Annotated in this window: 20 protein-coding genes; 15 read left to right on the top strand and 5 right to left on the bottom strand. The window is 42.6% G+C overall.

The annotated features are described in order from the left end of the window. Positions 1-102 precede the first annotated feature (102 nt). The 15 genes from FBF83_RS06465 (at position 103) to FBF83_RS06395 (ending at position 21,546) form a co-directional block, all read left to right on the top strand. Positions 103-2,358 (top strand): alpha-galactosidase, encoded by a 2,256-nt coding sequence (locus FBF83_RS06465; RefSeq protein WP_136946269.1) that lies wholly within the window; start codon positions 103-105, stop codon positions 2,356-2,358. Beyond that, positions 2,355-3,515, top strand: a complete 1,161-nt coding sequence (locus FBF83_RS06460) for a galactokinase (RefSeq protein ID WP_136946268.1) — start codon at positions 2,355-2,357, stop codon at positions 3,513-3,515. The genes FBF83_RS06465 and FBF83_RS06460 overlap by 4 nt, the downstream gene beginning before the upstream one ends. A gap of 530 nt (positions 3,516-4,045) precedes the next feature. After that, on the top strand, positions 4,046-5,455 hold the full coding sequence (locus FBF83_RS06455; protein WP_169525216.1) for a sodium:solute symporter family protein: 1,410 nt from the start codon (positions 4,046-4,048) through the stop codon (positions 5,453-5,455). Beyond that, positions 5,455-7,137 carry a sensor histidine kinase gene (locus tag FBF83_RS06450; protein ID WP_136946266.1) on the top strand — a complete coding sequence of 561 codons (1,683 nt, stop codon included), beginning with the start codon at positions 5,455-5,457 and terminating at the stop codon, positions 7,135-7,137. The genes FBF83_RS06455 and FBF83_RS06450 overlap by 1 nt, the downstream gene beginning before the upstream one ends. Then, positions 7,138-8,514, top strand: a complete 1,377-nt coding sequence (locus tag FBF83_RS06445; RefSeq protein ID WP_136946265.1) for a sigma-54-dependent transcriptional regulator — start codon at positions 7,138-7,140, stop codon at positions 8,512-8,514. It abuts the gene before it with no gap. Between the two features lie 138 nt (positions 8,515-8,652). Then, the gene (locus tag FBF83_RS06440; RefSeq protein ID WP_136946264.1) at positions 8,653-9,885 is read left to right on the top strand and encodes an NRAMP family divalent metal transporter; all 1,233 of its coding nucleotides are present in this window, start codon (positions 8,653-8,655) and stop codon (positions 9,883-9,885) included. A gap of 112 nt (positions 9,886-9,997) precedes the next feature. Continuing rightward, positions 9,998-10,726 (top strand): 5-oxoprolinase subunit PxpB, encoded by a 729-nt coding sequence (pxpB, locus tag FBF83_RS06435; protein WP_136946263.1) that lies wholly within the window; start codon positions 9,998-10,000, stop codon positions 10,724-10,726. Between the two features lie 2 nt (positions 10,727-10,728). Continuing rightward, positions 10,729-11,502, top strand: a complete 774-nt coding sequence (locus tag FBF83_RS06430; RefSeq protein ID WP_136946262.1) for a LamB/YcsF family protein — start codon at positions 10,729-10,731, stop codon at positions 11,500-11,502. Continuing rightward, positions 11,495-12,448: a biotin-dependent carboxyltransferase family protein gene (locus FBF83_RS06425; RefSeq protein WP_136946261.1), complete on the top strand. Its 954-nt coding sequence runs from the start codon at positions 11,495-11,497 to the stop codon at positions 12,446-12,448. Before FBF83_RS06430 ends, FBF83_RS06425 begins: the two co-directional genes overlap by 8 nt. A gap of 16 nt (positions 12,449-12,464) precedes the next feature. Beyond that, positions 12,465-12,938, top strand: coding sequence for an acetyl-CoA carboxylase biotin carboxyl carrier protein (gene accB, locus FBF83_RS06420; protein WP_136946260.1), 474 nt, complete (start codon positions 12,465-12,467; stop codon positions 12,936-12,938). An 11-nt stretch (positions 12,939-12,949) separates the two neighbouring features. Further along, on the top strand, positions 12,950-14,293 hold the full coding sequence (gene accC / locus FBF83_RS06415; protein WP_136946259.1) for an acetyl-CoA carboxylase biotin carboxylase subunit: 1,344 nt from the start codon (positions 12,950-12,952) through the stop codon (positions 14,291-14,293). 16 nt (positions 14,294-14,309) lie between these two features. After that, positions 14,310-15,062: a putative hydro-lyase gene (locus FBF83_RS06410; protein WP_136946258.1), complete on the top strand. Its 753-nt coding sequence runs from the start codon at positions 14,310-14,312 to the stop codon at positions 15,060-15,062. Between the two features lie 241 nt (positions 15,063-15,303). Then, entirely contained in the window at positions 15,304-18,798 is a 3,495-nt protein-coding gene (locus FBF83_RS06405) for a beta strand repeat-containing protein (RefSeq protein ID WP_136946257.1), read from the top strand. A gap of 103 nt (positions 18,799-18,901) precedes the next feature. Continuing rightward, entirely contained in the window at positions 18,902-20,002 is a 1,101-nt protein-coding gene (locus FBF83_RS06400) for a glycosyltransferase family 2 protein (RefSeq protein ID WP_136946256.1), read from the top strand. Beyond that, the gene (locus FBF83_RS06395; RefSeq protein WP_205665306.1) at positions 19,999-21,546 is read left to right on the top strand and encodes a glycosyltransferase family 2 protein; all 1,548 of its coding nucleotides are present in this window, start codon (positions 19,999-20,001) and stop codon (positions 21,544-21,546) included. The genes FBF83_RS06400 and FBF83_RS06395 overlap by 4 nt, the downstream gene beginning before the upstream one ends. A 98-nt stretch (positions 21,547-21,644) precedes the next feature. On the opposite strand, the gene FBF83_RS06390 is transcribed toward FBF83_RS06395, so the two are convergent. The 5 genes from FBF83_RS06390 to FBF83_RS06370 are packed head-to-tail and all read right to left on the bottom strand — an operon-like array spanning position 21,645 to position 25,422. Then, entirely contained in the window at positions 21,645-21,890 is a 246-nt protein-coding gene (locus FBF83_RS06390) for a hypothetical protein (RefSeq protein ID WP_136946255.1), read from the bottom strand. 28 nt (positions 21,891-21,918) lie between these two features. Then, positions 21,919-22,491: an HMA2 domain-containing protein gene (locus tag FBF83_RS06385; RefSeq protein ID WP_136946254.1), complete on the bottom strand. Its 573-nt coding sequence runs from the start codon at positions 22,489-22,491 to the stop codon at positions 21,919-21,921. Beyond that, complete coding sequence (locus FBF83_RS06380; RefSeq protein ID WP_136946253.1) at positions 22,440-24,569, bottom strand: heavy metal translocating P-type ATPase; 2,130 nt, start codon at positions 24,567-24,569, stop codon at positions 22,440-22,442. The genes FBF83_RS06385 and FBF83_RS06380 overlap by 52 nt, the downstream gene beginning before the upstream one ends. Beyond that, positions 24,566-25,096, bottom strand: a complete 531-nt coding sequence (locus FBF83_RS06375; protein ID WP_136946252.1) for an HMA2 domain-containing protein — start codon at positions 25,094-25,096, stop codon at positions 24,566-24,568. Before FBF83_RS06375 ends, FBF83_RS06380 begins: the two co-directional genes overlap by 4 nt. Next, a complete protein-coding gene (locus tag FBF83_RS06370) occupies positions 25,093-25,422 on the bottom strand; it encodes an HMA2 domain-containing protein (protein WP_136946251.1) in 330 nt (109 codons plus the stop codon). The genes FBF83_RS06375 and FBF83_RS06370 overlap by 4 nt, the downstream gene beginning before the upstream one ends. Between the last annotated feature and the right edge of the window lie 369 nt (positions 25,423-25,791).

The following is a 25,791-nucleotide window of genomic DNA, read 5'->3' as shown; positions in this document are numbered from 1 at the left end:
TTTATTTACCATTGAATGAGTAGAACCGATTTTCTAAACTAAAGGTGGACAAGAAATCAATGAAATGGAAACGTTTTCGATTAAGATTCGGAGGTTATAACTATGCCAGTAATGATTAATGATGATCGTCTGCAGTTCCACCTGCATGGTCGGAATGTAAGCTATATTTTTCATGTTATGGAAAACGGACAACTCGGACAGCTTTATTTCGGAAAGAAGCTACGCAATCGAGCTGACTTTAGCCACTTATCGAAGAAAGAGGCACGTGTCGCATCCTCTTATATAGAAGACGACCCATCTTTTTCGCTCGATTTAATTAAGCAGGAATACCCTGGCTACGGAACCTCAGATTATCGAGAGCCTGCGTTTCAAATTGAGCAGCCAGATGGTAGTAGAATTTCGAATTTCACCTATCGTTCTTATGAACGAATGAAAGGTAAGCCAGAGCTTCCAGATCTTCCTGGAACGTACGTTGAGGACGAAGATGAGGCAGAGACGCTTGTAATTCATTTAGAAGATGCGTACACGAAATTATCACTAGCGCTAATGTATACGGTCTATCACGATCGCAATGTGATTGTTCGATCCGCTTATTTTAAGAATCACGGGGATTTAACTCAAGAGATCAAACGTGCGCATAGTACATCAGTCGATTTACCTGATGCTGATTATGAAATGCTCCAGCTATCTGGTTCGTGGTCACGTGAGAGGCATGTTCATGAGAGACGCCTTACGCCTGGGGTGCAAAGTATCCAGAGTACTCGAGGGACGAGTAGCAGTCAGCACAATCCGTTTCTTGCCCTGAAGAGACCGATGACAACAGAACATACAGGAGAAGTTTATGGATTTAGTCTCGTTTATAGCGGTAACTTCTCTGCGCAGGTAGAAGTGGATCATTATCATACGTCTCGAGTAACAATGGGAATTAACCCTTTTGATTTCTCGTGGAAACTAAACGGAGGAGAGCACTTCCAAACGCCTGAAGTTGTGATGGCGTATTCAAATGAAGGATTAAATGAATTAAGTAGAACCTATCACGAGCTTTATCGAAGTCGCTTAGCACGAGGCATGTGGCGAGATGCTGAACGTCCTGTACTAATCAATAACTGGGAAGCTACGTATTTTGATTTCGATGAAGAAAAGCTGTTGAACATAGCTGAGAAAGCAAAGGAAACAGGGGTAGAGCTGTTTGTTCTTGATGATGGCTGGTTTGGAAAGCGAAATGATGACAGAACGTCCTTAGGTGATTGGTTCGTTGATTCTGCAAAGCTTCCTAACGGATTGCCGAGTCTTGTCCGTCAGGTGAATGATCTAGGTATGATGTTCGGTCTCTGGTTCGAACCAGAGATGATTTCGAAAGAAAGTGAGTTATATCGAAAGCATCCAGAATGGGTGATTCAAGTGCCAGGACGTAGCCATTCTGTTGGAAGACATCAGCTTGTGCTAGATTTCTCTAATCCTGAAGTTGTGGATTATATTTATGAGCGTATGGCAGAGCTACTAAATGAATCGAACATTGAATATGTGAAATGGGATATGAATCGGTATATGACAGAAGTTGGTTCGCTTCAATTGAACTCTGAACAGCAGGCTGAAGTACCACACCGCTACATCCTTGGTGTTTACGACTTATATGAACGTCTGATTGCAGCGTTTCCACATGTTCTATTTGAATCGTGTGCAAGTGGAGGGGCTCGATTTGATCCAGGAATGCTTTACTATGCCCCTCAAGGTTGGACAAGTGATGACACAGATGCGATCGAGCGGCTAAGCATTCAATACGGAACGTCAATGGTGTATCCGTTAAGCAGTATGGGAGCGCACGTCTCGGCAGTACCAAACCATCAAGTGAAGCGTGTTACAACTCTTGATACACGAGCAAATGTCGCTTATTTCGGTGCATTTGGGTATGAGCTAGATGTAACAAAAATGAGCGATGAAGAATTACACCAAATGAAACAGCAAATTGACTGGTATAAAGAAAATCGTTCATTACTTCAATACGGAACATTCTACAGATTGCTCAGTCCTTTTCAAAATGGAGGGAATGAGACAAGCTGGATGGTTGTGTCAGAAGATCAAAAGAAAGCGATTGTCGGCTATTATCAGATTCTAGCTGAACCTAATCCAGGTTTTAAGCGACTTCTTTTACATGGACTGAATCCAGAGCAGGAGTACTGTGTGAGCGGTTATGAGGGAACTTATTTTGGGGATGAACTAATGAGTGCTGGTCTCCAGTTGTCTAGTGGTTACGATGGGTCACAAACTGGTGGATTAGAAGAATCAGGAGACTATTCTTCACAAGTATTTGTTCTAACAAAATCAGGTCAACTTACAGATAGAGGTGAAAAGTCATGAGAGAGCTTGAACAGACATATAGCGAACAATTCGGTTCAGATGGGAAGGCGACTTTCTTCGCACCGGGACGAGTTAATTTAATAGGAGAGCATACAGATTATAATGGCGGACATGTTTTTCCATGCGCATTAAGTGTTGGCACATATGCTGTTGCAAGAAAGAGGGAAGATGATGTGGTGCGGTTCTATTCAATGAATTTTCCAGAACAAGGCGTCATTGAGTCTTCTATTTCTAGCCTAGCGTATGTGGAGCAGCATGATTGGGCGAACTATCCGAAAGGTGTAATCGCAATGTTCCAACAAGCGGGTTACAACATCCCATCTGGCCTTGATGTCGCGTTCTATGGAAATATTCCGAACGGGGCAGGGCTATCTTCTTCAGCTTCGATCGAACTTGTAATGTCAGTTGTGTTAAAAGATCTCTTTGAACTCTCTATTGATATGGTTGAAATGGTTCAGCTTTCACAGAGAGCAGAGAATGAATTCGTTGGAGTAAACTGTGGCATCATGGATCAGTTCGCAATTGGAATGGGGAAGCGAGATCATGCACTTCTCCTTAATTGTGACACATTAGAATACAAGGAAACGCCGATTAAGTTAGCACATCAGTCCTTGATTATTGCAAATACAAATAAGCGACGTGGACTTGCGGATTCGAAATACAATGAGCGTAGAAATCAGTGTGAAGAAGCACTTATCGCATTACAGAAGAAACTCTCAATTGCATCACTCGGTGATTTGACGGAAAAAGAGTTTGAGGAGAATAAGCAGTTGATTCAGGACCCTCTGGCACTAAAGCGGGCTCGCCACGCTGTGTATGAGAATCGACGAACGATGAAAGCTGTTAACTATTTAAATGAAGGGGATATTGAAGCTTTCGGAAGACTAATGAATGAATCACATGTTTCATTAAGAGATGATTATGAAGTAACTGGACAAGAATTAGATGCAATGGTTGAAGCCGCATGGGAAGAAGGCGCCATCGGATCAAGGATGACAGGGGCTGGTTTTGGAGGATGTACAATCAGTATCGTGGATAATGAGAAAGTGGATAGATTTATCAAAAACGTGGGTGAAATATACAGAAACCAAACCAATCTTGAGGCGTCGTTTTATGTGGTAGAGATCGGTAATGGCGCAAGAAAATTGGGATGTTGATTATATTCGTAACGCGATGTATCATTTTTTTAATTAAAATGAAAAAGTCTTACCACCCCACAAGAGGAGCGACTTAATCGCGATGAAGCTGGACAAAAAGCATTTGGAAGGTTTCTTCACCAATTGTGGTAATTAGAAAGACTGCTATACAAACGTGTAGCGGTTTTTTTAGTGGCTTTTTCTAAAGCCTCTTTTCTGAAGGCTCTTTTCTAAAAGATTGTTGCTTTTGAAAGAATTTTTATTTTGAAAACCACACTTAGCTAATTGGAGCGGAAGGATCCTCGACTCCTGCGGGACAAGCGGGACAGGTGAGACCCCGCAGGAGCGTTAGCGACGAGGAGGCTCACCGCCCGCCCCGCGGAAAGCGAGGATCCTGGAGCGGAAATTAACCCACGCTAATAGCAACAATGTTTATGAAAACAGACCTTTTATCTAGCGTTCGCCATGCTTGTTCCGACCATACTTGGTGCAGGTCCATAGTTTTGTATATAATGAAACCTGAACTAATGAAGAGGGAAAGGAGGACGATTATGGATGAATTGCTGTATTTAGGTGTTTTTCTACTCTATACGATAGCGATCTTAATTCTTGGAAAACACGGATTTGATAAAACAGATGAGTTAAAAGGATACTTTCTTGCTGACCGAAACCTCTCGTTATTTCCTGGTATCGCCTCTTTTTGCGCAACGTGGTTTAGTGCTGCATCACTCCTTGGTTTACCAGGGTTAATCTACGCAGGAGGGGTGTCTGTTATTTGGACAACCGCTATTGCGTGGTTACTAGGGATTGTTGGTCTATTCTTTCTATCATCCAAACTATATACATATAACGTCGTTACCGTTCCCGAGTTTTTCCTAATTCGGTATGACTCCAAGCTACTTCAAGTGTGGATCGGCATTGTTCTTAGCGTAAGCTATCTTTTATATGTGGTCATTCAAATTCGTGGCTTCGGAATTGTTGTAAGCGAAATGTTAGAAGTGCCCTATACGGTTAGTGTGTTTTTAATTTATATTTTTGTCCTATACACAACATTTGGCGGTCTGCATTCGGTTGCTAGAACAGATATTTTTCATTTCTGTTTAATTCTATTTGGAACCATTCTTGGGGCTATTTTGATTGTAAATGAAATCGGTGGGGTATCAGATGTTGTCTCAAGTATTGCTTCATTTGGGAATAGAGGGACTGATGCTTATTTATCACTATTACCTGAAGGTCGTTTGCCGTTCTGGACCTTGTTAAGTGCTTTCTTCTCACTAGGACTAGGTGTAGCTGCTAATCCTCAGTATGCTGTACGTATTCTATCCTCTCGTTCGAAGAGTATTGCTTTGAAGATGATTGTTCTCAGTGCGTTCTTCCTCGTCTTAATCTATTTCTCGATCTTTGTAATTGGTATCGGATCAAGAATAATAGATCCGGACCTTCAATTTAATAGTACCGATGAAATTTATCCATACATTATTACATACTTACTTGAAACACCCTGGAAGGGAATTTTGTTAATAAGCGTTGTAGCTGCTGCGATTTCCACGGCTAACTCTCAGCTTTTGATCATGGCAAGTAGCTTTGTTTATGACATTACAATTCCACTACGTAAGCAACAAGTAGCGGATCACAAAATCATTTCTTGGACCCGTTGGGTGATTTTCGCTTTTGCTACATTTTCACTTCTTATCGCTTTTACACCTCCAAAAGGAATTGTACAGTTTAGTGGTCATGTATGGGGGATCATTGCTGTTTCATTGTTTTTTCCTTTATATGGGGGATTATTTACAAAGGCGTCTAGAAATAATGCTCTTCTTTCTACATTCGGTGGAAGTGTTACATACTTGCTCGCATTTCTCCTTATACCTGGGGAAATACAGCCTGTTTATCATCCAGTGTTACCTTCCATAGCTGTGGCTGGATTTCTCTTCTTAATGAAAGGAGGTCGTCCATCCTAATGCGTCATTCCATAGAACGTAAAATATTATTCCCCTTTCTTATTATTGTTCTGGTGCCAAGCTTTATTATCGGAGCTGTATCAATGTGGTCGAGTTACCAATCTGAGAAACAGCTAAAACAAGCAACGGCAAGTGAGCACCTTAAAAGCTTGGATCGGTATGCTGAGAATTTAGCTAGCCGAGTGCAAAACGGTACCATGAGTGAAGGAGATGCAAAAGCACTCATCAAGATGATGATTTATGAAACGAAAGGTTTATATGTAGAGGATGAGGAGAGGGAGCTTACTTCAAATGGCCAGGTTATAAGTTCTAGTGAACTGGATTGGTACAATGGTGAGGTTGAAAATAGCTGGTTTATTGAACGTAAAGTACTGACGGAACAGCTGGAGGACTGGAATTGGATGCTCTATTCTCCTATTGAGTTCTCTTTTTATTCTGGATCCCTTCCTGATATTCAGAAATATACGCTACTAATTAGTATTTTCACTGGTATCATTGCTGTTCAGTTCACGATCATTCTCTCTTATAATCTTTCAAAGCCAATTAAGAATCTAGCTGCTTTTTGTAGGCAGATTGCTCTAGGAGGTCAGGTTAAGGATCTTGACATAAAAGAAACGCGTAAAGATGAAATTGGCGTCCTATCAACCTCTTTAAAAGAAATGGTGCAAACACTTGATGAACGGAATATCCAAATTGAGAAAATCAAACAGCTAAATGAAACAATTCTAAATAGCGTGCATGTTGGCATGGTACTTATTACTGAAGGATTTGAATTCGTTTATAATGAAGCAGCTCATAAGATGATGAGTCAAGACTCGATTCTAAAAAGACGTGTAAAAGATTTCACGATTCATGAAACGAGCAAGAGAGAAGAAGTAATATGGGATCATAAGTTAAATGAAGAGAAAGTCTATTATGCGGTAAATTATATGGTAATAGGAGGATCTGGAAAGCGATCCATTATGACGTTCGAAGATATTACGCACCGTAGGAAACTGGAGCTACGTGTTGAGCGCATGTCTCGATTAGCTTCATTAGGCGAGATGGCTTCAGGTATAGCTCATGAAATACGCAATCCACTCGCGGGGATTAAAGCGACAACTGAACTACTCATTCGAAGGTTGAATTTAAGTAATGACCAGTTAACCTTAACGGAGAATATGCTGCTTGATATTGATCGATTAAATAAGATCATAACGAATACTCTTCAATTCTCTAGTCCAATGAATTCTAATCCAGCAGTCGTTAAAGTAGATGATACCGTTCGATCACTTGTGATAGTTATGGATAGAATGGCGAACGAGAAAAATGTTCGATTGCATCAGATTGAAAGCAATTATGAAGTAATGGTAGATCGTGATCATCTGCGTCAAATTCTCCTGAATTTAATGATAAACGGAATGAACGCGATGCCTGAAGGTGGAGATCTAACCATCGAGTGTCAAAGATCGGGGAATGATCGAACGATTACCGTATCAGACACCGGGATTGGTATGAGCGATGCTGTAATGGAGAAAATATTTGATCCATTCTATACAACTCGTGCTGAAGGTACTGGTCTTGGACTATCCATTGTTCACCAACTTGTCGTTCAGAATAACGGAGAAATTGATGTTAGAAGTACAGCAGGTAAAGGAACAACGTTCTTTATTACATTTCCATCAAGAAAGGAGGAGGAGTAAATGGCTGTAAGAGTAGGAATTGTTGATGATGAAACAACGTTACGTCTAACACTCCAAATGTTCTTAGAAGATGAAGGATACGACGTGCGGACGGGAGCTACACTTGAAGAAGGCTGGAAGTTAGTCGATGAATTCAGTCCACAGGTCCTCTTGTTAGATATTCGATTGCCAGACGGAAACGGTCTTGATTCGCTTCACGAATTGAAAGAACGGTATCCAGAAATGGCCGTCATGATGTTAACCGCCTTTGGTGATGCGAAAACGGCTGTAAGGGCGATTAAAGAAGGCGCGTTTGATTATTTAACAAAACCATTTGAGCTAGAAGAACTGAAAATTACACTTGAGAAGTGGATCAAGCAGCATCATCTTGAGAAAGAAGTTGAACGGTATAGAGAAGAAGAACGGCGGACAAAACTTGTTCAAATGATTGGTGAAAGCGTACAAATGAATGAATTAAAAGCGAAGATTTCACTCATAGCTGAAAGCAATGATACGACCGTCCTTGTTAGAGGCGAAACTGGGACAGGAAAAGAGCTTGTTGCAAGAAGTGTTCATCAACAAAGTAAACGGGCTGATGGACCGTTTGTAGCAGTAAACTGTGCAAGTATACCCTCAGACTTAATAGAGATTGAATTATTCGGTCGAGAGAAAAATGGAGTAACCGATCATTCGGATCCCAAGGTAGGCTTGATGGAGTGGGCAGATGGCGGCACGCTCTTTCTTGATGAAATTGGCGATCTATCGCTGGATATTCAAGTAAAGCTTCTGCGCTTTTTGGAAGATAAAAAGATTAAGCGCATTGGAAGTGTCCACGATATTGAAATGGATGTTCGTGTAATCGCTGCTACGAATCGTTCGCTTGAAGAAATGATTGAGAAGAAGGAATTTCGGTCAGATCTTTATTACCGGTTGAATGTTGTTCCGATTAGATTGTCTCCATTACGCGAAAGAGATCGTGATATCGTGATGCTAACGGAACATTTCCTTGATGAATTCTGTCAGCAGATGCGGAAAGAAACACCAATACTAAGAGCTGACGCGAAAAAGCGGTTATTAAATTACGGTTGGCCGGGAAACGTAAGAGAGCTGAAGAATACAATTGAACGAATTGCCATATTGCATCAGGAAAGTGAGTTAGCTGCTCATCACTTTGACTTTCTTAATCCTGTGGAGGGCAATGTTGAAGGGTCGAAGTCGATTGATGATGTTGTCTTTGACGAATCATTTTCTCTAGAAGATCATATCGAATCAATCGAAAAGAAGTATATTGAAAAAGCGATTCAAGAGTCAAAGTGGAACATCACACAGGCAGGGAAGCTGCTAGGAATTAGTCGGTATGCGTTACAACGCAGAATTGAAAAATATAATATAACGTGAGCGAAATCGCCCGATATGGGCGGTTTTTTTGTGCGGAATCTTGTATTATTTTCTGAAAATTACGTGATATCGTAGAGGTAAGAGATAGTTTGCATCGTTTCAGCTATAAGTTAAATGATAGTCATAAGGGGGTATTTGATGGGAATTGAAAATAAAAAACCAATTGAACCATTAGAGAACGGTCCAACGAAAAGTAAATGGGGTGTCATACTTGGCGCTGCATTCTTAATGGGATCATCTGCAATTGGTCCAGGATTTCTAACACAAACAGCTGTCTTTACAGAGCAGCTACTCGCAAGCTTTGGGTTTGTTATCTTAATGTCCATTATCCTGGACATTGGTGTACAAGCGAATATCTGGAGGATTATTGCGGTATCGAAAAAAAGAGGACAAGATATAGCGAACATGGTCGTACCTGGGCTTGGGTACTTCTTAGCATTTGCAGTAGCGCTCGGTGGTCTTGCTTTTAATATCGGTAACGTTGGTGGTGCTGGACTTGGTATGAACGTTTTGTTCGGCATTGATCCAAGAATTGGGGCAGCAATTACAGGCGTTATTACAATCGGAATTTTCCTATCGAAAGAAGCAGGCGTTGCGATGGATAAAATCGCTCGCATTCTTGGTGGGTTAATGATTCTACTCACACTTTATGTAGCATTCCAAAGTAATCCGCCAGTGGGTGACGCAATTGTTCATACATTCGCACCGGATAAAATCGATGTATTTGCCATTATTACGTTAGTTGGTGGTACAGTTGGCGGTTATATTACGTTTGCTGGAGGGCATCGATTGCTAGATGCTGGTATTTCAGGAAAAGAGAACCTTCATCAAGTAACAAAAAGCTCGGTATCAGGTATTTTAATTGCTTCTATTATGCGTGTCTTTCTATTTCTAGCAGTACTAGGTGTTGTGGCGACAGGATTCAAATTGGACCCGTCTAACCCACCTGCATCAGTTTTCCAACAGGCAGCAGGCGCAATTGGATATAAGATGTTTGGGATTGTGTTATGGGCAGCAGGAATAACATCAGTCGTTGGGGCAGCTTATACATCTGTATCTTTTCTACGTACATTATCGAAAAAGGTGGATCGCCATCATTCAGGCGTTACGATCGGATTTATCTTGGTATCGACAATTATCTTTGCCTTTATCGGTAAGCCAGTGCTATTACTGATTCTTGCAGGAGCGTTCAATGGATTAATTTTGCCGGTTGCGTTAGGAACACTCTTAATCGCTGCTTACAAGAAGTCAATTGTAGGTGACTATAAGCATCCGATGTGGTTAACGATTTTCGGTGGATTTGTCTTTATAATCACAGCTTATTTAGCGATTGTGACCCTAATTGACAAAGTACCAATGCTCTTTTCTTAAGGCTCTATTATGAAAAAATTGTTGTTTTTAAATGATTTTTATATAGAAAACCACACTTCTTATAGCAACAAACTATACAAAAAGCATTTCTTAAAGGTTAGGAGGAACATCTGTGAAACTTGATTATCATCCACTCGGAGATACAGGTATTCAACTTGTATTCGGATCCGAGATTTCAGAAGAAACAAATCAGAAGATAAGAATGTTTGCTGAAGATCTAAATAACCATCCTATTGACGGTGTTGTGGAATGGGTTCCAGCTTATACAACATTAACGATTTATTATCTTCCAAACAAAATATCGTACGGAGTATTACAAGAAAAGCTCGAAGCGATGAGTGAACAACAACATGGAAGAGAAGCAGCGTCTGCTTCTCTTGTTTATATCATCCCAACATATTATGGAGATGAAGGCTCAGATCTATCTTTTGTGGCCGAACACAACAGTATGAGTGAGGATGATGTGATTAACGTTCATGCTAATAAGGACTATCTTATCTATATGATGGGCTTTGTTCCTGGATTCCCTTATTTAGGAGGAATGCCAGAGGATATTGCAACTCCAAGACGCGTTGATCCCCGTGCGGAGATTCTTCCTGGATCAGTTGGAATTGCAGGTTCTCAAACAGGTATATATCCACTCGAATCTCCAGGTGGTTGGCAAATCATTGGTCGAACGCCAGTTAAACTATATGATCCATCAAGCGAAGAACCAATTCTATTGGAGTCAGGCCATTATTTACGATTTGTGTCGATTAACAAAGAGAAATATAAGGAAATTGAAGAAGCAATCAAACGTGGTGAATACGTTGTACAAACAGAGGAGAAAAAGGTGGGATAGAAATGAAGTCAGTTGATTTAAATAGTGATTTAGGAGAGAGCTTTGGCGCGTATACAATCGGTAACGATGAGAATGTACTTGAGTTTATTTCATCTGCTAATATCGCTTGCGGGTATCACGCAGGCGACCACAATGTCATGATGAACACAGTGAAGTTAGCACATTCACTTGGAGTAGGAATTGGTGCACATCCAGGATTTCCTGATCTCGGTGGCTTTGGTCGTCGTGATATGAACCTCTCTGCTGATGAGGTATTTAATCTAGTTGCTTATCAAGTTGGAGCTATTCAGGGTATCGCGAATGTTCACCAAGCACGTGTGCAACATGTAAAGCCACACGGTGCGCTTTACAATCGAGCAGCAAAAGACGCTACAATTGCAAAAGCGATTGCAAACGCTATCTATTCTGTGAATCCAGAACTTGTGTTATATGGTTTAGCTGGAAGTGAACTCGTTCGTGCAGGGAAAGAAATCGGCTTATCTGTTGCAGAAGAAGTATTCGCAGACCGTACATATCAGCCCGATGGTACGTTAACGCCTAGATCAGAACCGAATGCGATAATACATGATGCTGATACTGCAGTTGAACGGGTCATTCGAATGGTGAACGAACAGAAAGTAACGGCTGTTGATGGGCAGGATATCTCGATTCAGTCTGATACGATTTGTGTTCATGGAGACGAACCTGAAGCCCTTCGATTTGTGCAGCAGTTGAAGAACCGCTTAGAAGAAGAAGGAATTCAAATTCAACCTGTTGGAGTGAACGCCAATGTCTGATGCCATCTTCAAAGTCACTAAACCAGGACTTTTAACGACGATACAAGATCATGGACGAGTCGGATACCAGCAGTATGGCATTGTTGTTTCAGGTGCAATGGATTCTTTCGCCATGAACATTGCTAATTTTCTAGTAGGAAATAAGAGTAATGAAGCGGTTCTCGAAGTGACGGTAATGGGGCCAAAACTAGCAATTATGGGAAATGCCGTTATCGCGATTTGTGGAGGCAATCTCTCTCCAAAAGTGAACGGTGAGAAAGTGCAGATGTGGAAAAGCTTTGAAGTGAACGAGGGAGATACCCTTGAATTCGGACAGCCGCTTGAAGGCGCTCGCGCTTACATTAGCCTCGCAGGAGGATTCGATCTTCCATTTGTGATGGGAAGTAAATCTACCTATTTAAAAGCTGGTATAGGTGGATTAGAAGGACGTGCCCTTGAAAAAGGTGATGTTCTCTATGGTACAGGGACAATAAGCGGAAAGAGTGGACGAGCGTTACATCGAGACAAGGTTCCAACCTATTCGAAAGAAATGGAAATTCGTGTTGTGATGGGTCCACATCATCATACTTTCTCTGAAGAAGTCGTTCAGACGTTTCTATCATCAACTTATGAAGTAACACCTAAATCAGATCGAATGGGCTTTCGCGTAGAAGGACCAAAATTAGTACACGAAACGTCAGCTGATATTATTTCAGAAGCGATTCCGCTTGGTGGGATACAAGTTCCGGCAAATGGACAGCCGATTATTCTAATGGCTGATCGCCAGACGACGGGGGGATATACGAGAATCGCAACCGTTATTTCAGGAGACATTCCTTATCTTTCACAAGCGATGCCTGGTTGCAAAATTCGCTTCCGTGAAGTATCTGTGGAAGAAGCTCAAGAAAAATATGAAAACAACGATCGATTGATTCGCACATTAGAGAAGGTTTCTAGTCTTCGTTAGTAAAGGGGAATGTGAAGTGTTAAATTCAAAAGAAATTATTGAAATTATTACATATGTGAACGGATCTACAGTAGATGAAGTGCATTACGAGCATGAGAGTTTCGTAGTGAAAGTGAAAAATCAGAACCTTAATGGCGAGCGTAATAACCAAGACTCATCAACTGAACAGGTTCCAAGCATTGTGAAGGAGAGAGGGCAGGAGGACATTTCGCCTGAGCCTGTGAAAACAACACCAGATGAAGAAAGTAAGACCCATACGGTTACTTCACCAATGGTTGGTATGTTCTATGCTTCACCATCTCCTGATGATGCTGTATTCGTAAATGTTGGTGATCATGTGAGCGAAGAGACTGTTGTATGTGTTCTAGAAGCGATGAAAATGTTCAATGACGTTCAGGCAGATGTGAACGGAGAAATCATAGATATACTCGTTCAAAATGGAGATCTTGTTGAATTCGGTCAACCGCTATTCAAAGTGAAAGCAGAATAGGAGAGGGTCATATGGGAATCAATAGAGTGTTAGTCGCTAATCGTGGAGAAATAGCTGTTCGCATTATTCGCGCGTGCCATGAACTAGAGCTAGAGGCGGTTGCGATCTATTCAGAAGCCGATCGTGATGCTCTGCATGTGCAATTAGCGGATGAAAGCTATTGCGTTGGACCTACTTCTTCGAAAGACAGCTATTTAAACGTTTCAAATATAATGACAATAGCAGTTAATGCTAGTGTAGATGCGATTCATCCAGGGTACGGATTTCTTGCGGAAAATGCAGACTTTGCCGAGGTATGTGAAGACTCACAGATTATCTTCATTGGTCCAAGTAAGCATGCGATCAAACGAATGGGGATTAAGGATATTGCACGAAAGACGATGCAAGAAGCAGGCGTCCCAATTGTTCCCGGATCCAGTGGTATTATCGATAGCAAAGAAGAGGCTGTTGAACTTGCAAATGAGATGGGTTACCCAGTCATTATTAAAGCAACTGCTGGTGGCGGTGGTAAAGGGATACGAGTCGTCAAAGAGGAGCAGGAATTAATCAAAGCCATTAATGTTACTCAGCAGGAAGCAGCGAAAGCATTTGGCAATGCGGGAGTGTACATTGAGAAATTCATTGAGGATTTCCGACATATTGAAATTCAAATTTTAGCAGATCGCCACGGAAATGTGGTTCATTTAGGTGAACGGGACTGCTCTATCCAAAGAAGGATGCAAAAAATAGTTGAAGAGACTCCATCACCCGCGCTTAATGAATCTGTTCGCCTAGAAATGGGAGAAGCTGCCGTTCGAGCTGCAAAGGCAGTAAATTATACAGGTGCAGGAACTGTTGAGTTCATTTTTGACAAGGACGGGCATTTCTATTTTATGGAGATGAATACTCGTATTCAAGTTGAGCATCCTGTCACAGAGATGGTAACAGGTGTTGATTTAATTAAAGAGCAGATTACAGTAGCGGATAACAAACCACTATCTTTCTCACAAGGAGACGTAAACTTAACCGGGTGGGCGATGGAATGTCGTATTAACGCGGAAGATCCTGATAATGGATTCATGCCGTCTCCAGGAAAAGTAGAAAAGTATCTCCCTCCAGGAGGCTTCGGTGTTCGTGTGGATTCTGCAGTCTATCCAGGCTATGTGATCCCTCCATTTTATGATTCAATGGTAGCTAAGCTTATTACATATGGCGCGTCACGTGAAGAAGCTATGCTTCGTATGAAACGCTCACTCCGTGAATTCATGATTGAAGGAGTGAAAACAACGATTCCATTTCATCTGAAACTGTTAAATCATGAAAAGTTTGTTGAAGGTGTTTTTAATACAAAGTTCCTAGAGATTTACGAACTGTAAAAGAGGAGAGATGAGGATGCATCCTAAAGAACAGCGTCTTAAATACAGGGAAAACCTTGAGAATGGAACGACTTCAGGAATATGCGATGGTTATCTTCAAGCGAATATGATTTCACTCCCAGCAAAGTACGCATTTGAGTTTCTCTTATTTTGCCAGCGTAATCCGAAGCCTTGTCCAGTTGTTGATGTGCTTGAGGCAGGTCAAGTTGTCCCGAGGATTGCGGATGCAGATATTCGAACAGATCTCCCTAAATACCGAATTTACAAGTACGGAGATCTAGAGAGAGAAACGAATGATCTAAAAGACGTGTGGGAGAATGACTTTGTAACCTTTTTGCTAGGATGTAGCTTCACATTCGAGAAAGCATTAGCTGAAGCAGGGATTAGTTTACTTCATCAAGAGATGAAGAAAGTTGTTCCAATGTATCAAACATCTATATCGTGTGAGGAAGCTGGTAGCTTTAAAGGTGAAATGGTCGTGAGTATGCGAGCGATCAAGAAAGAGGAATTAGAAGATACCATTCGAATTACTTCGAAGTTTCCACATGCACATGGAGCACCAGTTCATATCGGCGATCCTACCGAAATTGGCATTCTTAACTTAGAACAACCAGACTACGGAGAATTCACACCTTTTGAAGAAGGTGAACGGATTCCTGTTTTCTGGGCATGCGGTGTAACGCCACAGTATGTAGGTTTGAATGCAAAGCCTGAAATCATGATTACGCATGCGCCGGGTCATATGTTGATAACGGATCAAGAAGAATAAAATAAGAGAAGTACTGGATGCAAAGAGGAGCCTACATCATATATATGATGTAGGCTTTTTTTATAGTTAATACGCGAATTAGTACGTAATTTAATATGTTAAACAGCTAAGCTGAATTAGCAGATGGAGAACTGCCAATTTCTAAGGTTCACAATGATTAATATATTTTATTATATAAGTATTCTATTATTTCACATTTTAAAAATTAAAGAATAAAAATAGATATAAAGAGGGTGAAATTATGCGATATAACGGTGGTAATAATTATACTTATTGTCCTTACTGTGGAAGCAACTGTTATAATCGCAAGCAAGTTAATTTTATCGATACGTCTTCCGGCGGTTGTTCATGTGGGTGTGGCAATTGTTATTTCCCTGTTGAACCAGGAGCAACAGGAGCAACAGGAGCAACAGGTGCAACAGGAGCAACAGGAGCAACAGGTGAAGGAGGAGCCGGATCAACCGGAGCAACAGGCGCAACCGGAGCAACCGGAGCAAGAGGGGCAGCGGGTGCAACAGGAGCGACAGGACCTACGGGGGCCACGGGAACTACTGGAGAAGCTGGAGCAAAAGGGAATACTGGTGCCACGGGAACGACAGGATCGACTGGAGAAAGAGGAGCACAAGGAGAAGCGGGACGAACAGGATCAACCGGTTCAACAGGAAGTACGGGAGAAACGGGAGCAACAGGTACTACCGGTGTAACAGGAGCGACGGGCTCAACGGGAGAAACCGGAGCAACAGGTGTTACGGGAGCCACGGGAGAAGTTGGAGCAAAAGGTACTACTGGTGTAACAGGAGCTACCGGAACAACCGGGGCAACTGGAGCCACTGGAACAAAAGGAGCAACGGGAACAGTCGGATCTACTGGGGCCACCGGGTCAACCGGAGTCACCGGAGAAACTGGAGCAACAGGTGTTACGGGAGCCACGGGAGAAGCTGGAGCAAAAGGTACTACCGGTGTAACAGGAGCGACGGGCTCAACGGGAGAAACCGGAGCAACAGGTGTTACGGGAGCCACGGGAGAAGTTGGAGCAAAAGGTACTACCGGTGTAACAGGAGCTACGGGCTCAACGGGAGAAACCGGAGCAACAGGTGTTACGGGAGCCACGGGAGAAACGGGAGCAAAAGGTACTACCGGTGTAGCAGGAGCCACGGGATCAACAGGAGTAGCAGGTTCGACTGGAGCTACAGGAACAACCGGAGTCACAGGAACAACTGGGCCAACTGGAGCAACAGGTGTTACGGGAGCCACAGGAGAAGTTGGAGCAACAGGTACTACCGGTGTAACAGGAGCGACGGGCTCAGCCGGAGCCACGGGATCAACGGGATCAGCGGGTTCGACCGGAGCAACTGGGCCAACCGGGCCAACCGGTTCAACAGGAAATACGGGAGCCACGGGAGAAGCTGGAGCAACAGGTACTACCGGTGTAACAGGAGCGACCGGCTCAACTGGAGCCACGGGATCAACAGGAGTAGCGGGTTCGACTGGAGCAACTGGAGCCACGGGATCAACAGGAGTAGCAGGTTCGACCGGAGCAACTGGGCCAACCGGTTCAACAGGAGTAGCAGGTTCGACTGGAGCAACTGGAGCTACAGGAACAACCGGAGTCACAGGAACAACTGGGCCAACCGGTTCAACAGGAAATACGGGAGCCACGGGAGAAGCTGGAGCAAAAGGTACTACCGGTGTAACAGGAGCGACCGGCTCAACGGGAGAAACCGGATCAACAGGAGTAGCAGGTTCGACAGGAGCCACGGGAGCTACAGGAACAACCGGAGTCACCGGAACAACTGGGCCAACCGGTTCAACAGGAAATACTGGAGCCACGGGAGAAGTTGGAGCAAAAGGTACTACCGGTGTAACAGGAGCTACGGGCTCAACCGGAGCCACGGGATCAACAGGAGTAGCAGGTTCGACTGGAGCCACGGGAGCTACAGGAACAACCGGAGTCACTGGAACAACTGGGCCAACCGGTTCAACAGGAAGTACGGGAGCCACGGGAGAAGCTGGAGCAAAAGGTACTACCGGTGTAACAGGAGCGACCGGCTCAACTGGAGCCACGGGATCAACAGGAGTAGCGGGTTCGACTGGAGCTACAGGAACAACCGGAGTCACCGGAACAACTGGGCCAACCGGAGCAACAGGTGTTACGGGAGCCACGGGAGAAGTTGGAGCAAAAGGTACTACTGGTGTAACAGGAGCCACCGGCTCAACCGGAGCCGCGGGATCAACGGGAGTAGCAGGTTCGACAGGAGCGACGGGATCAACAGGAGTAGCAGGTTCGACCGGAGCAACTGGAGCCACGGGATCAACAGGAGTAGCAGGTTCGACTGGAGCAACTGGAACTACAGGATCAACCGGGGCAACTGGAGCCACGGGATCAACAGGAGTAGCGGGTTCGACTGGAGCTACAGGAACAACCGGAGTCACAGGAACAACTGGGCCAACCGGAGCAACAGGTGTTACGGGAGCCACGGGAGAAGTTGGAGCAAAAGGTACTACTGGTGTAACAGGAGCCACCGGCTCAACCGGAGCCGCGGGATCAACGGGAGTAGCAGGTTCGACAGGAGCGACGGGATCAACAGGAGTAGCAGGTTCGACCGGAGCAACTGGAGCCACGGGATCAACAGGAGTAGCAGGTTCGACTGGAGCAACTGGAACTACAGGATCAACCGGGGCAACTGGATCCACTGGAACAAAAGGAGCAACGGGACCTACTGGAGCAACTGGATCTATCGGACCAACAGGAGCAACGGGAACAATCGGATCTACTGGGGCCACCGGCTCAACCGGAGCGACGGGATCAACAGGAGCAGCAGGTTCGACCGGGACAACCGGAGCAACCGGGGCAACTGGAGAGGGTAGAGCTGGAGCAACAGGACCTACCGGTTCTACGGGGGCAACCGGAGCAGCGGGAGTAACCGGACCGACAGGAGAAGCAGGATCAAAAGGGGCCACCGGTTCGACCGGAGCAACCGGGGCAACTGGAGAGGGTAGAGCTGGAGCAACAGGACCTACCGGTTCTACGGGGGCAACCGGAGCAGCGGGAGTAACCGGACCGACAGGAGAAGCAGGATCAAAAGGGGCCACCGGTTCGACCGGAGCAACCGGGGCAACTGGAGAGGGTAGAGCTGGAGCAACAGGACCTACCGGTTCTACGGGGGCAACCGGAGCAGCGGGAGCAACCGGAGCAACAGGAGCCACAGGCTCAACGGGAAGTACAGGAGGAATCGGACCAACCGGTTCAACGGGAGCAACAGGATCAGGGGCTACGGGAGCAACAGGTGCAACTGGAGCCACGGGAGCTTCTGGAGGTATATCCAACTTTTTATTCACGTATGAAACAAGTGATCAAACTGTAGCTTCAGGAAGTGCAGTGACATTTGGAACAAATGGTCCAATAAATGGAACTTCCATAACCCATGTTGCAGGGACGTCTTCCATTGTATTTACTGCAGCAGGAACTTATCGTGCAGTTTGGCGTCTTTCTGTTAAAGAAAGTAACCAATTCGAATTGCGTTTAAATGGAGTAGCTCTACCAGGTGGACGTTATGGAACATCCACTGGAAACGCTGTTAATACAGGGTCAACCGTCTTCACCGCTAGTACAGGAAATACACTAACCTTAGTAAATACTACTACAGGGGGATCGGGGACTGTTAACCTTGCAGCTAACCAAGGAGGGGCCACTGGTGCTAACTCAGCGGCTATGACGGTGATCAGGTTGATATAGATAAGCCGGTTGACTGTTGTCGATTGGCTTTTTTATTAGTAAGACATGTAGCTGTCTCATATACTTTTATGTGAACTTCATTTTCAGTGATGAGGTGAGTGAGTTGGTATCGATTAGCTTATGTATGATAGTAAGGAATGCGGAAGCGACATTAGGACGCTGTCTAAGTTCTATTTCGAACGTAGTTGATGAAATAAATATTATTGACACAGGTTCAATAGACGATACGATAAAAGTAGCTAGGCAGTACACAGATCGGATCTTTCATTTTAAATGGATTGATCATTTTGCGGAGGCTCGTAATTTTTCGTTTGAGAAAGCGACGAAGGATTATATTCTTTGGTTGGATGCAGATGATGTGATTATGGAAGAAGACCAGAAACAATTAATGGAACTTAAGAAGACACTGAGTTCAGAAGTAGATTCTGTATCAATGAATTATATTTTAGGATTCGATGACTATGGAAATGTGAGGTCAAGTATACGTCGAAACAGATTAGTGAAACGAGATAAACAATTCAAGTGGCATGGTGTTGTGCATGAATATTTAGCAGTATCAGGAGTCATCCTCAACAGCGATTTATCTGTTACGCATAAAAGTGAAAAGCGCGATGCGTCTCGCAATTTATTAATATATGAAAATCAATTGAGCCAAAATCATTCATTTATTCCCAGAGATTTATTCTACTTCGCAAATGAATTGAAGGACCATTACATGTATGAGCGAGCAATAAGCTATTATGAAGAATTTCTCTTAACAGGTGAAGGATGGATTGAGGACAATATTGCCTCATGCGGCAGATTGGCAGATTGTTATCACCACGTGGGAGAATCAGATAAAGAACTTGAATCTGTACTTCGTTCATTCAGGTATGATCAACCGAGACCAGAGTTCTGCTGTCGTCTTGGATTCTATTTTCTATCCAGAGAACAAATCAATTCGTCTATTTACTGGTATAAACAGGCACTTGAATATAAACAGGATGGACCTAATTGGGGATTTCAAGATCATGCTTTTACTACTTGGTTACCGCATCTTCAGCTGTGCGTTTGTTATGATCGTAAAGGAAATGATGGGTTGGCCTATCATCATAACGAGATCGCGTACCAATATCGACCTAAAGATTCAGCTGTTCTTCACAATAAGAAGTATCTAGAAGAAAAATTACTATCAATGAATCATGCAGAGGGTAAAAAGGAATGATGCAGAAGAAAAGAGTGTTAATTGGTTGTCCAGTCCATCAAAAACCACAGATTCTTAAATTATTTCTTGATTCTTTAAGAAGACTATCCACAGAAAACATAGAATTATCTTTTCTCTTCATAGATGATAATGTGGAGGTAGAATCAATTAACCAGTTATCCGAATTTAACCATCAAACTGGTGACGTTAGCATCATTTCATCTCATTCAAAGGATAACTACCATCGTAATGATATTACGCATCAATGGAGTGAACAGCTAGTTTGGAAAGTGGCAGATTTCAAGAATCAAATTATAGAAACTGCTAGGAAAGATAAATATGACTACTTATTTCTAATCGATTCAGATCTTTTAATACATCCTGAAACGATCCAAAATCTCGTTAAAGCAAATAAAAATATTATTTCTGAAGTTTTCTGGACAAAATGGCAACCTGAATCGTCTCCACAACCGCAAGTTTGGATGACAGATGAATACAACCAGTGGCATCAAGAACGTGGAGAAAACCTTTCTGATGAAGAAGTGCAGGAGCGCTATTCAGAGTTTATTAAGATGATGAAAGAACCTGGAATCTATCAAGTAGGTGGATTGGGTGCTTGTACGCTTATTAGCGCAGCCGCCCTTGAATCAGGAGTGAATTTCAATCCAATCTACAATCTTACCTTTTGGGGGGAAGATCGTCATTTCTGTATTCGGGCAGCTACTTTAGGATTCTCGCTTTATGTTGATACGCATACCCCAGCGTTTCATATCTATCGAGAATCGGACATAGAAGAAGGGATGAACTTTCTTCAAGAAACCAAACGTTCTCCAACAGTAGAGAAACAAGTTCAAATTGCAAAAAGGAATCTACCTTCGATTACGTTATCAATGATCGTTAGAAATGAAAGTGACAAATACCTTAGAAAAGTATTAAAGGAGCATTCCCATTATATCGATCAAGCAGTCATTATTGATGACGGAAGTACAGATGATACTGTACAGGTATGTCTTGATACGTTAAAAGATGTGAAGGTCCACATGATTGAGAACAAAACATCTAAGTTTCTTAATGAAATTGAGCTTCGTAAACAACAATGGAAAGAAACAATAAAAGTAGAACCTGATTGGATTTTAAACTTAGATGCGGATGAAATCTTCGAATCACGATTTAAGAATGAAATTCATAGTCTTTTAGAAAAAAATACTAGCGATGTCATCAGTTTTAGGCTATTTGATTTCTGGAATGAAACCCATTATCGTGAAGATTCCTATTGGAACGCCCACTTCACATACAGACCTTTCTTAATGAAATACCGTAAAGATATGAATGTAACCTGGAAAGAAACTGCGGTACACTGCGGCCGTTTCCCTGATAATATTTTCTCATTTCCTAATAGTATTTCAGACCTTAGGTTGAAGCATCTTGGATGGATGAAAGTCAAAGATCGAATCGAGAAATTCAATCGATACATGGAGCATGATCCGGAAGGAAAGTATGGATCTTTTGACCATTATTTATCTATTTTGGATGAACACCCTAATCTGGTGGAGTGGAAAGAATAGATGATGATGGTTAAGGAATCAAAAAAGGGTGCACTGCTTTGTAAGCAGTGCACCCTTTTTTGATAGAAAGATAGAAATTAGTACAAAGCCATAGGAGATTAATTATTGTTTACTTTCTTCTCAGCGATCATATCTTCAAGACGTTCTTTTTGTAGAATTAAATCCTCTACTGTAAGTTCTTGTTTTTGTGGAAAAGCCTGCTGTAGAGATTGCATTCCGTTCGAAACAGGGTTTTGAATTAATTGAGACAGTTGCCCCTGATTTTGTTCATAAATACGGTAACCCACAGCACCTACAACAGTACCTGATACAAAGCCCATAAGAAAATCTTTATTCATAACCATTTAAATTCCTCCTAGAAGTTATTATTTATTATAAAAGCGCTTTGCTTTTATTCATATCATTGAGTAATTCGATAATGTTCACTGCCCACGTTAATGTGGCAACGTGCAAGATGTTCCCTGTTCCTAGGGATAGCATGCTGACAATCCCAGTAATTACATCAGGGTGTCGTAGCTTATTCTGTCCATGAGAAAGTACGGTATAGGCGGTAGAGATGACGACAGCATAATCGAGAAATCCAGGTGTCGCAACGGACGATTTCCTTAAATAAGCTAGTAGCAATAGAAATCCTGTTACGAGAGACCGTAAAAAATTCTTTCTAAGTGCTGGAGTAATCGTCACCATGAAATCATCTAAGGGGTCAAACATCGTTTGTTTGAAGAACAGGCTAATAAAGCGCAGGATGATTTTCTTGTTCATGATACTCGTGTTGTATGAAATAACCATTGATTGTATTAGAGGTTCGATTCGTACCTCCTCAATTCCTTTGATCGAAGAAAACAATTGACTAATTTGCTCATGCTCTTGTTTATCAATTAATGCTGGGACAATTAGGCGGATTCGACCAGGGATGTCGTGGGCAATAGCGAAGGTTGCTTCCATTGCACTCGCTCCTCCTTCAACAATAATTTCGTGCTATTCAGTAGAACGCCTATGGTTGCTGCATTATGAATAGCAGCTCCAACAATAGGAGCAATCGCTCCAAATGCGCCTAGCATGATGGCGATACTATTAATGGCAATCGTAATCGTGAAATTCTGTTGAATCGTACTCATCGTCTTTTTAGAAAGCTGTACCATTTCTCCTAACAACAATGGATTGTCAGACGTGATAACCACGTCACTTGCTTCGACTGCAATGTCTGTTCGTTTACCGCCCATCGTGACACCAACGTCAGCATAAGCAAGTGCAGGAGCATCGTTAATGCCGTCTCCTACCATCATGACGGTATTACCAGCATTCTTGTAATCTCTTACATATCTTGCTTTTTCATGAGGCATAACTTCTGCATAGAATTGATCAAGTTGAAGTTCTTGATGAACTTCTTGTGCAACTTGATGTTTATCGCCAGTTATCATGACCACTTCATCTATGCCTTCACGTCGAAGTTGATTAATGGTTCTTTTCATTCCATCACGTATTGCATCTTCAATCACGATAATCCCAGCAACATGGCCATCAATGGCCACATAGACCGCATTGTTTCTATTTTCTAATTTACTAATGAACTTCAAACCAGCGGGCTCAACCTTTTCTTTTAATAGAAGTCGCCTGTTTCCAACTAGAATTTCTTTCTCAGCAATTACTGCTTTGACCCCGTGGCCAACAATTTGTTCAATTTGTTCGTGATTATGTTCAGGTAAATCGAGATTCCATTCTTTTGCTAAGTTAACCATAGCCTCTGCAATAGGATGAGAGGAATGTTCTTCTGCAGATGCTACATATCGAAGGATTTCACGTTCTGAGAAACCTGTGTATGGAATGATTTGTTTCACTACTGGCTTCCCTTTTGTAATCGTACCCGTTTTATCTAGAATAACGGTATCCAACTGAGCTAACTTCTCGACGAATTCGCCACCTTTAATTAAGGCGCCGGTTCTTGCTGCTTTCCCAATGGAAGCAGAAATTGCAGTTGCTGTAGATAATTTAATTCCACATACAAAGTCAATCACTAACATGTTTAAGACTCGATCCCAGCTTCTTGTGGTTAGAAAGATCGCGCTAGCAAGCAAAAAGGATAAGGGGACCAATCGTTCAGATAGCTGATCTGCATAAGATTGAATAGGGGCTTTTTTCTGCTGGGCGTCTTCAATCAATTTCACGATGCGAGATACGGCCGTTTGATTTCCAACGTGCTCAACAAGAATATGAAGATTACCTGATGTGACGATCGTTCCAGCGTATACCTCATGTTGCTGGTGGACATCTTTTGGAATGTATTCCCCAGTTATAGACGATTCGTCAACGCTTGCTGATCCCTTTGTAATCGTACCGTCCGCACAAATTTTCTCGCCTTCAAATACGACAATTTCATCACCAGGCTTAATTTCTTGTATGGAAACTTTCTTTTCAACCCCATTTCGATCGACTTTCCAAACAGTTGATATATCAAGATTCATTATATCTCTTACATAATTTTTCGTTTTGTTCGCGGTTAGCTCTGTAATCATTTCACTTAGTGTGGACATAAAAAGAATAACAAGCGCCGATCGTGGATTACCTTTCAGGAGAGAAGCGAGAATAGCTGCTGAGCTTAATGTATCAGCATTCGGTTTTTTAGCATGGAGAAGAGTTTCGGTTCCATTACGAAGAATGTTTCTAGATGCATAGAGACTTAGGATGGCACCGGGGCGTAGTAGCTGTTTAAAACCAAGTAAGTTTCGCGCAGGCAAGAGAAGGTCTACGACTAAAGCTGTCACACCAAAAAGTAATTCACGGTTGTAGCTGAAATCATTCGTTACTGGGGGACGAAATTGTTGAACATAACGTACGAGTTGTCTAGCATGAATTGAAGGTTCATGATGAATGAGTAATGAATTTGTTTCTGTGCTAAAGGTGGCAGAGAATACCCCTGGATAGGACCGAACGATAGATTCGATTGTACCTGGCTTCCATTCGTTCTTAAGATAAAGCCGGGTTCGACCTGGCAATTGGTGCCTTATCCTAATTAAGGTGCTCACGATCTGCCATCCTCCTTTGTCAGTAGCGTATATGCCCAATACAATAAACTACTTGCAAATGCAGGATTAGTAGCGAATCCAGTCGCCCCCTTATAAAGCAATCCAAGTACTAATAAGGATTCAATATCTGCATTTCCGCCTGTTTGTTTCTTTATCATCGTATCAACAGAATGGACGCCTTTTTTCATCGAATCCTTCATCTTAGAATCTATGTAGTGATAGCATTCAGTAGAAGTGGTAACAGCTAACTGAACAATTTCATCGAATTGTTCAGGAGTCAGGTGGTCGCTAGTGAACTCTAATAGTAGGCTGCCTGTAATTCCGGAGGCGCTTACATTTTTCACGAGTGGAATCGTTGAAAATTTGCTTTCGAGTGCACTTGCAATTTGTTCGTTTTTCCAATGATGACTTTGCAATCGAACGCGTCCTGGCATAGCATGAACAACTTGAACTTTCTGATCTTTTAACTTCTTCATTAGGCTCGGAGCGATTAGTGACGCACCTAAACCGATTAGTGTTTGCATCATAAATGAGTCACTTTTTTAGTGATTACGTTGTTATGGACTTTCTGAACGAGTTCGAACCATGCCTCTATTTGAGCTGATTGAACGTCGGGAGTGGCGTCATATTCCACTAAGAGCGTTCCCGTTTCTGGAGTATGTCGAACAGAAAGAATTTTATCTTCCATTTTGAGAATAGGCATTAATGTTTCGATGATCTTTGAGCTTCCTGTCCAGTAAGGTGAGGAAATTCTAATTCGACCTGGAATATAATGCATCACATTAATTTGATAGTTGGAAAGCATTTTCTCTAACCGTCTCATAAATATGGCCTGTTTCACTTTTGACAGCATAGGAGGCTCCTTTACAGAAAAAGTATAATAACTTAATAGTAAAACAATTCAGAATGAAATAACAAGTACATATTTTCCTGTTTTTGTTAAGGAACGTCGTTTTTATAAAAAGCTCTTTTCTTATACCCTGTTGCTATAAGTGTGGGATAATTTCCGCTCCAGGATGCTCGCTTTCCGCGGGGCGGGCGGTGAGCCTCCTCGGCGCACAAAAACGTTGCGCCTGTGGGGTCTCACCTGTCCCGCTAGTCCCGCAGGAGTCGAGCATCCTTCCGCTCCAATTAGCTAAGTGTGGCGAGTTTTTACTAAAATCCTTTCAAAAAACCTCTTCTAAAAAGACTCTTCTCGTCGACATTGTTGCTATAAGATTAG

The sequence above is a fragment of the Guptibacillus hwajinpoensis genome (assembly GCF_005144865.1).
GTDB lineage: Bacteria > Bacillota > Bacilli > Bacillales > Guptibacillaceae > Guptibacillus > Guptibacillus hwajinpoensis_A.
The sequence above is the reverse complement of the archived record's forward strand: the minus strand, read 5'-3'. Positions and strand labels throughout refer to the sequence as shown.